The organism is Streptomyces goshikiensis, from assembly GCF_014650555.1.
Classification (GTDB): Bacteria; Actinomycetota; Actinomycetes; order Streptomycetales; family Streptomycetaceae; genus Streptomyces; species Streptomyces goshikiensis.
In genome coordinates, this window is record NZ_BMVE01000001.1 from 944,192 (window position 1) to 957,062 (window position 12,871).

At 72.8% G+C, this 12,871-nt stretch carries 15 protein-coding genes; 6 read left to right on the forward strand and 9 right to left on the reverse strand.

Annotated features, from left to right (window positions below; genetic code table 11):
• Positions 1-83: 83 nt before the first annotated feature.
• On the reverse strand, positions 84-392 hold the full coding sequence (gene groES, locus IE248_RS04280) for a co-chaperone GroES (protein ID WP_008739621.1): 309 nt from the start codon (positions 390-392) through the stop codon (positions 84-86).
• Positions 393-671: 279 nt separating this feature from the next.
• Here groES and IE248_RS04285 point away from each other — a divergent pair, with 279 nt between their 5' ends.
• The 4 genes from IE248_RS04285 to IE248_RS04300 are packed head-to-tail and all read left to right on the forward strand — an operon-like array spanning position 672 to position 5,525.
• The gene (locus IE248_RS04285) at positions 672-1,397 is read left to right on the forward strand and encodes a response regulator transcription factor (RefSeq protein ID WP_008739622.1); all 726 of its coding nucleotides are present in this window, start codon (positions 672-674) and stop codon (positions 1,395-1,397) included.
• Positions 1,390-2,838 (forward strand): sensor histidine kinase, encoded by a 1,449-nt coding sequence (locus tag IE248_RS04290; RefSeq protein ID WP_229895114.1) that lies wholly within the window; start codon positions 1,390-1,392, stop codon positions 2,836-2,838. Before IE248_RS04285 ends, IE248_RS04290 begins: the two co-directional genes overlap by 8 nt.
• Positions 2,839-2,895: 57 nt before the next feature.
• Positions 2,896-4,104, forward strand: a complete 1,209-nt coding sequence (locus IE248_RS04295; RefSeq protein WP_008739624.1) for an LCP family protein — start codon at positions 2,896-2,898, stop codon at positions 4,102-4,104.
• Positions 4,092-5,525: an FtsW/RodA/SpoVE family cell cycle protein gene (locus IE248_RS04300; protein WP_008739625.1), complete on the forward strand. Its 1,434-nt coding sequence runs from the start codon at positions 4,092-4,094 to the stop codon at positions 5,523-5,525. Before IE248_RS04295 ends, IE248_RS04300 begins: the two co-directional genes overlap by 13 nt.
• 36 nt (positions 5,526-5,561) lie before the next feature.
• Here IE248_RS04300 and IE248_RS04305 read toward each other — a convergent pair whose 3' ends face one another.
• Positions 5,562-6,446: a polysaccharide deacetylase family protein gene (locus IE248_RS04305; RefSeq protein ID WP_373301461.1), complete on the reverse strand. Its 885-nt coding sequence runs from the start codon at positions 6,444-6,446 to the stop codon at positions 5,562-5,564.
• A complete protein-coding gene (locus tag IE248_RS04310; RefSeq protein WP_037791980.1) occupies positions 6,443-7,384 on the reverse strand; it encodes a polysaccharide deacetylase family protein in 942 nt (313 codons plus the stop codon). Before IE248_RS04310 ends, IE248_RS04305 begins: the two co-directional genes overlap by 4 nt.
• A gap of 90 nt (positions 7,385-7,474) precedes the next feature.
• Between IE248_RS04310 and IE248_RS04315 the strand changes: the two genes are divergently transcribed.
• Positions 7,475-8,704: a THUMP-like domain-containing protein gene (locus IE248_RS04315; RefSeq protein WP_190029973.1), complete on the forward strand. Its 1,230-nt coding sequence runs from the start codon at positions 7,475-7,477 to the stop codon at positions 8,702-8,704.
• Here IE248_RS04315 and IE248_RS04320 read toward each other — a convergent pair.
• Genes IE248_RS04320 through tsaB form a run of 5 tightly spaced genes read right to left on the reverse strand, consistent with a single transcriptional unit; the run spans position 8,691 to position 11,909 of the window.
• Positions 8,691-9,314, reverse strand: a complete 624-nt coding sequence (locus tag IE248_RS04320; RefSeq protein WP_229895115.1) for a hypothetical protein — start codon at positions 9,312-9,314, stop codon at positions 8,691-8,693. The genes IE248_RS04315 and IE248_RS04320 overlap by 14 nt on opposite strands.
• Before the next feature lie 28 nt (positions 9,315-9,342).
• Positions 9,343-9,615, reverse strand: coding sequence for a hypothetical protein (locus IE248_RS04325; RefSeq protein ID WP_008739632.1), 273 nt, complete (start codon positions 9,613-9,615; stop codon positions 9,343-9,345).
• The gene (gene tsaD / locus IE248_RS04330) at positions 9,612-10,757 is read right to left on the reverse strand and encodes a tRNA (adenosine(37)-N6)-threonylcarbamoyltransferase complex transferase subunit TsaD (protein ID WP_190029974.1); all 1,146 of its coding nucleotides are present in this window, start codon (positions 10,755-10,757) and stop codon (positions 9,612-9,614) included. Before tsaD ends, IE248_RS04325 begins: the two co-directional genes overlap by 4 nt.
• Positions 10,750-11,229, reverse strand: a complete 480-nt coding sequence (gene rimI, locus IE248_RS04335; protein ID WP_008739636.1) for a ribosomal protein S18-alanine N-acetyltransferase — start codon at positions 11,227-11,229, stop codon at positions 10,750-10,752. The genes tsaD and rimI overlap by 8 nt, the downstream gene beginning before the upstream one ends.
• A 17-nt stretch (positions 11,230-11,246) precedes the next feature.
• Positions 11,247-11,909 (reverse strand): tRNA (adenosine(37)-N6)-threonylcarbamoyltransferase complex dimerization subunit type 1 TsaB, encoded by a 663-nt coding sequence (gene tsaB / locus IE248_RS04340; RefSeq protein WP_037798044.1) that lies wholly within the window; start codon positions 11,907-11,909, stop codon positions 11,247-11,249.
• Between the two features lie 126 nt (positions 11,910-12,035).
• Between tsaB and IE248_RS04345 the strand changes: the two genes are divergently transcribed.
• Positions 12,036-12,605: a hypothetical protein gene (locus tag IE248_RS04345; protein ID WP_037792050.1), complete on the forward strand. Its 570-nt coding sequence runs from the start codon at positions 12,036-12,038 to the stop codon at positions 12,603-12,605.
• Positions 12,606-12,648: 43 nt separating this feature from the next.
• Here IE248_RS04345 and IE248_RS04350 read toward each other — a convergent pair whose 3' ends face one another.
• A complete protein-coding gene (locus tag IE248_RS04350) occupies positions 12,649-12,831 on the reverse strand; it encodes a hypothetical protein (protein ID WP_008739640.1) in 183 nt (60 codons plus the stop codon).
• Positions 12,832-12,871 lie beyond the last annotated feature (40 nt).

The window sequence follows — 12,871 nt, forward strand, 5'->3', positions numbered from 1 at the left end:
CCTAGAACGAACTACGCCCCTCGCCGCCCGGCATCAGCAGGGGTGACCAGGGGCGTAGCTCAAAGCAAAACTGGAGAAGTGACTTACTTCTCGACGATCGCGAGCACGTCGCGGGCCGAGAGGACGAGGTATTCCTCGCCGTTGTACTTCACTTCGGTGCCGCCGTACTTGCTGTACAGCACGACGTCGCCGACGGTGACGTCCAGCGGAAGACGCTGGCCGTCCTCGAAGCGACCCGGGCCCACCGCGAGGACGACGCCCTCCTGGGGCTTCTCCTTCGCGGTGTCCGGGATGACCAGGCCGGAGGCCGTGGTCTGCTCGGCGTCGAGCGGCTGGACCACAATGCGGTCCTCGAGCGGCTTGATGGCAACCTTGGAGCTGGTGGTCGTCACGATCCGGTCTCCCCCTTCGGAGATCTCACGGGGTTAACTGTTTTGGGGTGGCGACCAGGTGGTTCCGTCGTCGCGGGTGCCGGACCTACCTGTCGCTGCGTTGGCACTCACCAGTGGCGAGTGCCAGGCCCGAGACTATTCCGGCGATTAGCACTCGGTCAAGCGGAGTGCCAATCCAACTCCGGCCGGGTCGCGATCCGGCCACGTCACCCTGCCTTTTCCGGCCCCCGGACGGATGCGGCCCGGGGGCTCTGCGGCCCGATATGTGACGCTTGAGCGATGCGCATCCTGGTGGTCGAAGACGAAGAGGGCCTCGCCGAGTCCCTGCGGCGGGGCCTCTGCGCCGAGGGCCACTGGGTCGACGTCGCCCACGACGGCCACCGCGGCCTCGACCTCGCCCTCACCGGCGGGGCCGTCGACGGGGCCGCCGCCGGAACGGCCGGAGGGGCCGCCGGCTACGACGTCGTCGTGCTCGACCTGATGCTGCCCGGCCTCGGCGGCCACGAGATATGCACCCGCATGCGCGCCCACGGCGACCCCACCCCCGTCCTGATGCTCACCGCCAAGGACGGCGAACACGACGAGGCCGACGGTCTCGACGCCGGCGCCGACGACTACCTCACCAAGCCGTTCTCCTTCGTCGTCCTCGCCGCGCGGCTGCGCGCCCTGGCCCGCCGGGCCGGCGCGCCCGATCCCGGGCGCGTGCTCCAGGCCGGGGACCTCGTCCTCGACCCGCCCGCCCGCCGCTGCCGCCGCGGGGACCGGGAGATCGAGCTGACCGCCCGTGAGCTCGGCGTCCTCGCCTGTCTGCTGGAGCGCCCCGGCGAGGCCGTCGCCAAGCAGGAGATCCTCGACCGGGTCTGGGACGGCCCGCAGGCCATCGACCCGAACATCGTGGAGGTGTACGTCTCCTCCCTCCGCCGCAAGATCGACGCCCCCTTCGGCCGCCGCTCGATCCTCACCGTCCACGGCACCGGCTACCGGATGGCCCCCGACGGTGGCTGACCGGACACGGATGGGCCCGCTCCGGCGGCGCGCCGCGGTGGCCGCCGCCCTCGCGATGGCGGCCGTCCTCGGCGCCGGCGGGCTGTGGCTGTACACGCTGCTGCGGGCGAACCTGCTCGACAACACCACCGGCCGCACCGAACTCGCCGCCCGCAAGGTCGCCGCGCAGCTCGACACCGGCTCCCTGCCGCCCGGCGGGCGGCTGCCCGCGCCCGAGGGCGGCGTCGACCTGGTCCTCGTCAAGGACGCGCGCGGCCGGACCGTCGCCACCAGCGGGGACCCGAAGGACACCCCGGAGCTCGGCCGGCTGCGTCCCGCCGCCGGGGTGGACTCCCACTCGGCCGTACTGCCGCCCGCGCGCCCCGGCGCGGAACGGCGCGCGGTGGTCGTGGTGACGGCGCCCGACGGGCGCGAGGTGTACGCCGTGTACGCGGTCACCGTGCTGGGCGACGTCGACGACGCGACCCGGGCGGTCGCGATCGGGATGCTGGCCGGCGCGCCCCCGCTGATCGGCTTCGCGGCGGCCCTGGCCTGGTGGGTGACCGGGCAGGCGCTGCGCCCGGTGGCGGCGATCCGGACCGGGCTGGCGGCGGTCACGGCGAGCGAGCTGGACCGGCGGGTCCCGGACCCGGGCGGGGCGGACGAGATCGCCGAGCTGGCCCGGACGGTCAACGACACGCTCGACCGGCTGGAGCGCAGCGACGCCCGCCAGCGGCAGTTCACGGCGGACGCCTCGCACGAGCTGCGCAATCCGCTGGCGGCGGTCCGGTCCCGGCTGGAGGTGGCGCTGGAGAGCCCCGACCGGGAGTCGGTGGCGGCGGCGCTGGCCGATACGGAGCGGCTCCAGCGCATCGCGGCGGACCTCCTCCTGCTGGCCCGGCTCGACGGCGACGGCGACGGGGACCGGGCCGCCGGCCGGGGCGGGGCCGGTCACGGCCGCTCCGAGCCGGTGGACCTGGCGCTGCTGGCCGCGGAGGACGTGGCGCGGCGCCCGGATCCCCGGGTTCCGGTACGGCTGGAGGCGCGGGCGCCCGTACCGGCGTCCGGGGATCCGGCGCGGCTGGAGCGGGCGCTGGCCAACCTGGTGGACAACGCGCTGCGGCACGCCCGCGCCGGGGTCACCGTCCGGGCCGGGGCGGACCCGGCCGGGGGCTGGGCGCTGCTGGAGGTCACGGACGACGGCCCGGGCATCCCGGAGGCGGACCGGGACCGGGTGTTCGAGCGCTTCGTACGGCTGGATCAGGACCGGAGCCGTGCCGCCGGCGGCACCGGGCTGGGCCTGGCCATCGCCCGGGAGATCGCGCGGGCGCACGGCGGCGACGTCCACGCGCTCGCCTCGTCCGCCGGGGGCGCGCGGCTGGTGCTGCGCGTGCCGGGGCGCGCGGCGGGAAGCGCGGCGGGAAGCGCGGCGGAACGCGTGTCCGGGCCCGTGGGCTCCTGAGGGCGGTTTCAGGATCCTCAGGGTTCCTTCAGCACCGCTCCCCCAGCATCGACAGGCATGAGCGCGCATCGCAGGAAGACCAAGCGCCGGCACCCGTCCCGCGGACTCGGCCGCAAGCTGCTGATCACCGGCTGCGCGGTGACGGCGATCGCGGGCGGCACCGCCTGGTACGCGTACCAGGACCTGGCGGGGAGCATCGGCAGCTCGAAGGCCCTGGAGGGCGCCGAGAAGTCGAAGTTCGGAGACACGAACATCCTGCTCATGGGCCTGGACAGCCGCCGCGACCAGAACGGCGAGAAGCTGCCGGAGGAGGTCCTCGACAAGCTGCACGCGGGGAGCTCCGACATCGGCGGCTACAACGCGAACACCCTGATCCTGTTGCACGTACCGGGCGACGGCGGGCGGCCGACGGCCTTCTCCGTCCCGCGCGACGACTTCGTGGCGATCCCCGGGCACGGGAAGGACAAGGTCAAGAAGGCGTACGGGCTGGCGAAGGCGGCCAGGGAGGACGCCCTCACCGCGCAGGGCGTCAAGGACCAGCGGGAGCTGGAGCGGGAGGGCCGCGAGGCGGGCCGCAAGGCGCAGCTGGAGACCGTGCGGAACTTCCTGGGCGTCCCGGTCGATCACTTCGCCGAGCTCAACCTGGCCGGCTTCTACCACCTGGCCGACGCGCTGAAGGGCGTACCGGTGTGCCTGAAGAAGCCGGTGAAGGACAAGTACTCGGGCGCGGACTTCCCGGCGGGCCGCCAGAACCTGAACGGGCAGCAGTCGCTGGCCTTCGTACGGCAGCGGCACGGCCTGGAAGCGGGCGACCTGGACCGGACGAAACGACAGCAGGCCTTCCTCGCGGGCGCGACGCACAAGCTGAATTCCGTCGGGACCTTCACCGATCCGACGAAGCTGATGAAGCTGATCGACTCGGCGAAGGAGGACGTGGTGACCGACGCCGGATGGGATCTGCTGTCCTTCGTGAAACAGGCCAAAAACCTGTCCGGAGGCAAAACGAGGTTCGTGACGCTCCCCATAGAGCGCTTCGGAAGGAACCATGGGGAGGACATCAACGTCGTAGATGATATGAAGATAAAGCGCCTCATTGCCGAGCAGATCGGACCCAAGGCTTCCGAAGGCCCGGGCGGCCCGAGCACCCCGCCGGCATCCGGTGAGGCGTCATCGGCGGCACCTGCCGGGGCGCCCGCCTCGTCGCCCTCCCCCGGCGCTTCCGGGAAGGGCGCCGCGGACGGCGGCGGCATCCCGTGCGTGGACTGAGGCCCCTGACGGCGGCCGGCGCGCGCCGCCGCACGGAAGCGCTGCTCCTCCTCTTCGTCATCGCCATCGCCGTCTTCGGCCATGTGAGCGCCGGCCTGGCGATGAACGGCGAGCTGCCGCCGAACCTCGCCGGCTTCACGCTCAGCATGACCCTGCTGTCGCTGGTGGGGCACCTGGGCGTGCGCCGGTTCGCGGCGTACGCGGACCCGCTGATCCTGCCGCTGGCCATGCTGCTGACGGGGCTCGGGCTGGTGCTGATCCACCGGCTCGACCAGAGCTACATCGAGCGGTACGGGGGCGCCCCGAACGCCCCCGACCAGCTGCTGTGGACGGTGGTCGGGTTCGCCGCGTGCCTGCTGGTGCTGGCGCTGCTTCGCGACCACCGGCTGCTCCAGCGGTTCATCTACATCACCATGGCGGTGGCGCTGGTGCTGCTGATCGCGCCGGTGTTCTTCGGCGCGGACACGTACGGCGCGAAGCGCTGGATCATCCTGTTCGGCTTCTCGCTCCAGCCCGGCGAGTTCGTGAAGATCATGATCGCGGTCTTCTTCGCGGGCTACCTGGTCGTCCACCGCGACTCGCTGTCCCTGACCGGCCGCAGGTTCCTGGGCATGCGGCTGCCGCCGATGCGTCAGCTCGGGCCGATCGTCACGGTGTGGATCGTGTCGATGCTGGTGCTCGTCTTCGAGCGCGACCTCGGCACCTCGCTGATCTTCTTCGGCGTGTTCGTGGTGATGCTGTACGTCGCCACCGAGCGCACCAGCTGGATCGTGTGCGGTGTGTTCATGGCGGCGGTGGGCGCCTTCGCGGTGGGCTCGACCGAACCGCACGTCAAGGCGCGCGTGGCCGCCTGGCTCAACCCGCTGTCCTACTACTGGAAGGACCGGCCGCCGGGCGTCACCTCGGACCAGTCGGCGCAGGCGCTGTTCAGCTTCGGCACGGGCGGGATGTCCGGCACGGGGCTGGGTATGGGCCACCCGGAGCTGATCAAGTTCGCGGGCCGCAGCGACTTCATCCTGACCACGGTGGGCGAGGAACTGGGCCTGGCCGGCGTCATGGCCGTCCTGCTCCTCTACGCCCTGCTGGTGCAGCGGGGCCTGCGCATGGCCCTCGGCGCGCGCGACCCGTTCGGCAAGCTGCTGGCGGTCGGCCTCTCGGCGGCGCTGGCCCTCCAGGTCTTCGTGGTCGCGGGCGGCGTGACGGGCCTGATCCCTCTGACCGGCAAGGCCCTCCCCTTCCTGGCGAAGGGCGGCTCGTCCCTCCTGGCCAACTGGATCATGATCGCCCTGCTGCTGCGCATCAGCGACAGCGCGGAACGCGGCCGCCAGGCGGACGCCCGCGGCCCGGCGGAAACGACGATCACCCCGATCGTGGTACCGCCGCACCCCGAGAACGCCCTGCCGGGCGGAGACCCGCGGTAGCCGCGGTGGCCGCGGTCCGCCGTCAGGGGCGCGGGGTCAGAGGTAGTCCTCCAGGCGGCCTATCGCGTAGCCCTGCTCCTGGATGCGGCGGAGCATGCGCGTCGTCATCTCGATCTCCGTCGAGCCCTTGAGCTCCGCCTTGCCGCGGAAGTGGGCCAGGACGATGTCCCCCGGCTTCAGCGCCGAACCCTCGGCGTACTGGAAGTTGTTGATCTGCATCGACACCCGCCACAGCACCACCGAGGAGATCCCGCACTCCGAGGCGGCCTTGAGGGTGTCGGCGTTGTAGTTGCCGAACGGCGGGCGGAACAGCGGGGGGCGGTGACCGAAGCGCTTCTCCAGCCGGTCCTGCTGGCCGCATATCTCCTTCTTCTGCGCCGCGAAGGAGAGGGTGCGCAGGTTCGGGTGCGTCAGGGTGTGGTTGTTTATCGTGCTGCCGCTGCCGTTGTCGCGGAGCTTCTCGAAGTGCCCGTAGTCCGACGAGGCCACGCTGTCCGTCAGGAACATGGAGAGGGGCAGCTTCAGTTCGGCCGCCATCTTCAGGAACTCGGGGTCCTTCTCGGCGCCGTCGTCGAAGGTCAGGAAGACGACCTTCTCGCCCGGCGGGACGGGTATTCGGTCCACCACCGGGACCTTGCCCGGCGCCGCCGAGGGCAGGGCGGGCTTGCGGTCGGGCTTCGGGGCGAACTTCAGGGGCTCCGAGAGCCCCCAGCGCTTGTACGCGTCCCCCGTGTCCGCCCCCGCCCCCGCGGACGGCAGGGCGGGCGCCGAGGGCGAGCCCGCGGCCTGCGGGCTCGCCTCCTGCGAGGCCTTGCGGCCCATCCGTTCGATCGGGTCCACGCTCTTCCCGCACCCCGACAGGGACAGCGCGAGCGCACCGGCCGCCAGCGTTCCGGCTACCAACCGGCGCGCGTACTTCACAGATAGTCCTCCAGCCGAGCCACGGCGTACCCCTTGTCCGTGACGGTCTTCATGACATGACGGATCATGTCAGGCATCGACCCCTTCCAATCGTCCTTCCCGCGGAAATGCGTGAGGATGATGTCACCGGGGTGCAGGTCCCGGTCCCATTCCCGGTAGTCCATGCGGTTGACGAACGCCTCGGCGTTCCACAGCGGGACCGCCTTGATGCCACAGGACTTGGCCGCCTTGAGGGTGTCCTGGTTGTAGTTCCCGTACGGCGGCCGGAAGAGGGTCGGGCGCTTGCCGAACACCCTCTGGATCGTGTCCTGCTGGCCGCAGATCTCCTCGCGCTGCTGGTCGTAGGAGAGTCCGGGCATGTACCGGTGGTTGAGGGTGTGGTTGTTGAGGGTGACCCCGGCGGCCTGCATCTCCTTGAAGTACGGGTAGTTGTCCCGCACCAGGTAGTCGCTGAGGAACGCCGTGTACGGGATCTTCAGTTCCCGCATCATCTTCAGGAACTCGGGGTCCTTCTCGGCGCCGTCGTCGATGGTGAGGAAGACAACCTTGTCCTCCGTCGGGACGGTGGTGAAGACGTGCGGCAGTTCGTCGCCGTCCTCCACCTCGAAGCCCTCGCGGGTGCTGATCTCCGGCTTCTCCTTCGGCGCGGCCGGAGCCATGAGCGGGGTCTTGACCAGGCCCCAGCGCTTGGCGGCGGCGACGCGGGCCTGCTGGGCCGCCTTCGCCTGGGCGAGGGCGCCGGCCGCGCCCGACTCGGCGCCCTTGCCGGCCTTCGTCTTCTCGGTCTTGTCCGGCGCCGCGGACTCCGAGGAGCCGCACGCCGTTCCCAGGCCGGCGACCAGCAGCGCGGCCAAGACCACCCCGAACCGGCCGCGCGCACGCCCCGCGGACCGGTGACCGTATTGCTTCCGATTTCCCTTTTGTCCTACTAGCTGCATAGCAGCGGATCCTCGCACCGGCGGCCCGCGCCGCCCGGGCGACACCGCGAGCGGACGCCGACCTTCCACCGACTGGCCCACAATGAACCGGTGACCCCCGAAGACTTCGCCGCCCTCCTCACCCCCGAGGGCCGTGCCCTCCTCGACTCGCTCCGCGCCTACGACCCCGCCCAGGAGCTCGCCGTCGCCACCCGGCTGCGCCGCGAGCACCCCGCCGCGCTGGTCTCCGCCGCGCTCGGGCAGGCCCGGCTGCGGCAGCGGGCGGTGGCGAAGTTCGGCGCCGAGGACGCGTACCGGATGTACTTCACGCCCGGCGGCGGCGAGATGGCCACCCGCGCCTCGGTCGCCTCCTACCGCGCCGGACGGCTGGCGGCCCTCGGCGTGCGCAGCGTCGCCGACCTGTGCTGCGGCATCGGCGGGGACGCCCTCGCCCTGGCCCGGCTCGGCATCCGGGTGCTGGCGGTGGACCGCGACCCGCTCACCGTCGCCGTCGCGCGCGCCAACGCCGAGGCGCTGGGCCTGGCGGACCTGATCGAGGTCCGGGAGGCGGACGTGACGGAGGTGGACACCTCCGCGTACGACGCCGTGTTCATCGACCCGGCCCGGCGCGGCGGGCGCGGCCGCGTCTTCGACCCGGAGGGCTACTCCCCGCCGCTCTCCTGGGCCGTCCGGGCCGCCCTGACGGCCCGGCACGCCGCGATCAAGATCGCGCCCGGCATCCCGCACGAGGCGGTGCCGAAGGAGGCCGAGGCCGAGTGGATCTCCGACACCGGTGACGTCAAGGAGGCCGTGCTCTGGTTCGGCACCGCCCCCGGCACCGTCCGCGCCACCCTGCTCCCCGGGCCGCGCTCGCTGGAGACCGCCGACCCGCTGCCCGACCCCGAGGCCGGGCCGGTCGGCCGCTACCTCTACGAGCCCGACGGCGCGGTGATCCGGGCCCACCTGGTCGCCGAGGTCGCCGAGCGGCTGGACGGCCGGCTCATCGACCCGACCATCGCGTACGTCACCGCCGACGAGCTGCGCGCGACGCCGTACGCGACGGCGTACGAGATCACCGACGTCCTGCCCTTCGGCCTGAAGAAGCTGAAGGCCCTGCTGCGCGAGCGCGGCGTCGGCATCCTGACGGTGAAGAAGCGGGGCTCCGCGATCGAGCCCGAGGAACTGCGCAAGAAGGTCAAGCCGCAGGGCCCGAACTCCGCGACCGTGTTCCTGACCCGGGTGGCCGGAGCGCCGTCGATGCTGATCGGCTCGCCGGCGCCCGAACCGGCGGCCGAACCGGCGGCCGGGCCCTCGCCCGAGCCCGGTACTACCGCGCCGTAGGGGTGCGGCCGAGGCGGAGCGCCCAGCGGTAGTGGGCGCCCGCCTTGCCGAGGCCCAGCAGGCCGGTGATCCACAGGATCATGCCGAGGCCCATGTAGTACGCGACCTCGCTGTACGTGTCGGAGCCCGGCCGGGCCGACACCGCGACGCCGAAGGTGAGCCAGAGCCCGAGCGCGGCCGGCCCCAGGGAGGCCAGCAGCCAGGCCAGGCTCAGCCAGGGAGCCCGCAGCAGGCCGTCGGCGGCCGGGTCCCGGTCCGCCTCCGCCCAGGCGCACTGCAGTTGCCGCACCGCGCGGTACCGGCGGGCGCCCCAGGCGAACCAGATCCCGGCCGGGACCAGGACGCCCGCGCCGAGCACGGCGAAGACGAGGCCGAGGACCTTCGAGCCCGCGTCGCCCTGCTCGAAGGCCATCAGGGCCATGCCGACGAAGGACCAGCCGAGCGCGAACACCGCGGAGACCGCCCACAGCAGCAGCAACTGGCCGACACCCAGGGCCCGGCGGCCCAGTTCCCGCAGGAACCGGGCGCGGTCGGCCCGTACCGCGCGCTCGTCCATCCAGGCGCGCAGGTGCGCGGGCGGAGGCGGGGGCGGCAGGTCACGGCGAGGCATGCCCATGACGATATCTGCACCCGGGGCGTCAGCCCTCGCCGACCTCCACCGACTCGAAGCGCCAGCGGTGCACGGCCCGCGCGATCAAGTCGGCCGCGGGCTCGGGAAGTTCGGGCAGCTCCGCCGCCACCCCCTCGGCCGTCTCCCACCAGGTGATGACGAGCACCCGGTCCTGCGGGGCCCGGAACACCTCACGGCGCACCGGCTCTTCGGCGAGCACCTGCGAACGGGCCCACTCCAGCAGCTCGTTGCCCCGCCCGCCGGCGGCCCGGGCCTCCCACATCAGCGCGACGGTACTCATGAGTACAGGTTGTCCTTGCTCATCTCGTGGACGTGGTCGTGATCGTGCGCGTGACCGTGGCCGTGCTCGTGGTCGTGGTCGTGGCCGTGGGTGTGCGCCGTGCCCGGCACGTGCGGGTCCGTCACCGGCAGGGAGGAGTCGGCCGAGAGGTCCCAGTCCGAGGCCGGGCGGTTCCGCCTGACCATCTCCGCGCCCAGCGCCGCCACCATCGCGCCGTTGTCGGTGCACAGCTTCGGCCGCGGCACCCGCAGGACGATCCCCGCGTCGTCGCAGCGCTCCTGCGCCAGCGAACGCAGCCGGGAGTTGGCCGCGACACCGCCGCCGATCATCAGGTGGTCGACGCCCTCGTCCTTGCACGCGCGGATCGCCTTGCGCGTCAGCACGTCCACCACGGCCTCCTGGAAGGACGCCGCCACATCGCGCACCGGCACCTCCTCGCCCGCCTTCCGCTTCGCCTCGATCCAGCGGGCGACCGCCGTCTTGAGGCCGGAGAAGGAGAAGTCGTACGCCGCGTCGCGCGGCCCCGTGAGCCCGCGCGGGAAGTTGATCGCCTTCGGGTCGCCCTCGCGCGCGAGCCGGTCGATGACCGGGCCGCCGGGGAAGCCCAGCTGGAGCACGCGCGCGATCTTGTCGAAGGCCTCGCCGGCCGCGTCGTCGATGGTCGCGCCGAGCGGCCGGACGTCGGAGGTGATGTCCGGGGCCAGCAGCAGCGAGGAGTGCCCGCCGGAGACCAGCAGCGCCATCGTCGGCTCCGGCAGCGGCCCGTGCTCCAGCTGGTCGACGCAGATGTGCGAGGCCAGGTGGTTCACCCCGTACAGCGGCTTGCCCAGCGCGTACGCGTACGCCTTCGCCGCCGAGACGCCCACCAGCAGCGCCCCCGCGAGGCCCGGGCCGGCGGTGACCGCGATGCCGTCGAGGTCGCGGGCGCTGACCCCGGCCTCCTTCAGGGCGCGCTCGATGGTCGGGACCATCGCCTCCAGGTGAGCCCGGGAGGCGACCTCCGGCACGACCCCGCCGAAGCGGGCGTGCTCGTCGACGCTGGAGGCGATCGCGTCCGCGAGGAGGGTGGTGCCGCGGACGACGCCGACGCCGGTCTCGTCGCAGGAGGTCTCGATGCCGAGGACGAGCGGTTCGTCAGCCATGGGTCTCACCTTGTACGGGTACGGAGCTTGCGGGATCGGAAAGGCGCATCACGAGCGCGTCGACGTTGCCGGGCTGGTAGTAGCCCCGCCGGAAGCCGATGGGCTCGAAGCCGAAGCGCTCGTACAGCTTCTGGGCGCGGGTGTTGTCCACCCGTACCTCCAGGAGCACCTCGGCGCATTCGAAGGCGGTGGCGGCGCGCAGCAGGTCGGTGAGCAGCCGGGCGCCGAGCCCGGTGCCCCACTGGTCGCGCGCGGCCGCGATGGTCTGTACGTCGCCCAGGTCGCCGGCGGCGGACAGCCCGGCGTAGCCGACCAGGCGGCCGTCCGGGGTCTCGGCGACGACGTAGCGGCGGGTGGCCCCGGGGCCGCGCGCGTGGGCGAGCTCGGACCAGAACATGCCCGCGGACCAGGCGTCCTCGGGGAACAGCTCGTGTTCCAGTTCCAGCACGGGCTCGATGTCCCACCAGCGCATCTCGCGCAGTACCGCTGTCACTGCGGGGTGACCACCTTGTAGTTCTTCGGTACCTCGGCGTCGGGCCGGCGCAGGTAGAGCGGGGTCGGCGGGAGGAACTCCGCCCCGGCGGCCAGCCGCTCGGCGGCCAGCGCGGCGAGGGCTGCGGCCGACTGGTGCTCGGGGTCGCGGGCGTCCGGGAAGACCTCGGGGTACAGGCGGGCCCCCTGGCCGACGGCGGGCAGGCCCGCGACGCGCTCGGCGATGTCGGCCGGGCGGTCGACCGAGGGCTCCCCGACCCGGGTGCGCGGGTCCTCGTACCGGGCCCAGTAGACCTCCTTGCGCCGCGCGTCGGTGGCGACGGTGAAGGGGCCCTCGATCCCGGCGGCGCCCGCGGCGTACGCGAGTCCGTCGAGGGTGCACAGGCCGTGCACGGGGACGCCGAGGACGGCGGCGAAGGTGGAGGCGGTGACGAGGCCGACGCGGAGCCCGGTGTAGGGGCCGGGGCCGACGCCGACGACGACGCCGGTGACGGCTTCGAGCTTGACCCCGGCCCGGGCGAGGACGGCGTCGACGGAGGGCAGCAGGAGCTCCCCGTGGCGGCGGGCGTCGACCTGGTTCGACTCGGCGAGGACGGACTCGCCGTCGTGCAGGGCGACGGTGACGGCGGGCGTGGCGGTATCTACAGCGAGCAAGAGCACGCGAACAGCCTACGACTCCGGGGACGGAGGGCCTCGCGGCCGGTCGTGGAGCGGCCCGGCTGCTACCTTTCGACCGAGGTGCCCGTGCGGCACCGGATCACGGCACGCGTGGAGAGGTGGAGCAAGGTGGCACGCAGCAGCTCGGGAATCGTGGCGGGGCTCACCGTCGCGGCACTGGCCGCCGTCGGCTTCCTCGGCTACCAGGCCTCCGCGACGGCGCCCGCGCTCCCGCCGAAGGCGGCCGGGCAGGCCCCGAGCCCCGCCGCGAGCCCGTCCGGCGCCGCGCCCGCCAAGCAGGATCCGGCCAAGCCTGCGGCCCTGCCGGAGAACTCCGGCACCGGGACCCGGGTCGTGTACTCACTGTCCCAGAAGCGGGTGTGGCTGGTCGGCGAGGGTGGCGCGCCAAAGTCGTTCGCGGTGATGCCGAGCACGGTGCACCCGAAGCCGGGTACCTACACGGTCAAGGTCGGCGCGCGTTCGGGCGCGGTCACCGGATCGGACGGGGTGCCGATCGAGCACGTCGTGCGCTTCGCCACGGCCGAGGGCGTCGCGGTCGGGTTCAGCGCCCGGGTGGACGGTTCGATGCCGGAGCCCGACCCGAACAAGAAGACCGGCGGCATCCGGATGTCGCGCCTGGACGGGGACGCCATGTGGGCCTTCGCGACGATCGACTCGAAGGTCGTCGTCGTTCCCTGACGGGAGCCTCCCCCCGGGTATTCACCCGTACGGGATCAGGACATCAGGCCGCTTCGGACTCCGGGGCGGCCGTTTCCGTCGTGGCGCCCTCGGACTCCTCCGGCAGGGCCCACCCCCACGCGGGCGGTGTGGACACCGCGCTGGCGGCCCTCCCCGCCGCCAGCAGCGCCCTCATGGACAGGGCGGACGGGCGGGGGTCGCCGTGCACTGCCGCGTCAGCCGACATGGCTGCCTCCTGGGGGTCCGGAACACCGAACTTAGGTATA

Coding starts and splice junctions, on each gene's coding strand:
- IE248_RS04285 (WP_008739622.1), top strand. CDS start 672: ATGCGCATCCTGGTGGTCGAAGACGAAGAGGGCCTCGCCGAGTCCCTG.
- IE248_RS04295 (WP_008739624.1), top strand. CDS start 2,896: ATGAGCGCGCATCGCAGGAAGACCAAGCGCCGGCACCCGTCCCGCGGA.
- IE248_RS04310 (WP_037791980.1), bottom strand. CDS start 7,384: ATGCAGCTAGTAGGACAAAAGGGAAATCGGAAGCAATACGGTCACCGG.
- IE248_RS04320 (WP_229895115.1), bottom strand. CDS start 9,314: ATGCCTCGCCGTGACCTGCCGCCCCCGCCTCCGCCCGCGCACCTGCGC.
- IE248_RS04325 (WP_008739632.1), bottom strand. CDS start 9,615: ATGAGTACCGTCGCGCTGATGTGGGAGGCCCGGGCCGCCGGCGGGCGG.
- tsaD (WP_190029974.1), bottom strand. CDS start 10,757: ATGGCTGACGAACCGCTCGTCCTCGGCATCGAGACCTCCTGCGACGAG.
- rimI (WP_008739636.1), bottom strand. CDS start 11,229: ATGCGCTGGTGGGACATCGAGCCCGTGCTGGAACTGGAACACGAGCTG.
- IE248_RS04350 (WP_008739640.1), bottom strand. CDS start 12,831: ATGTCGGCTGACGCGGCAGTGCACGGCGACCCCCGCCCGTCCGCCCTG.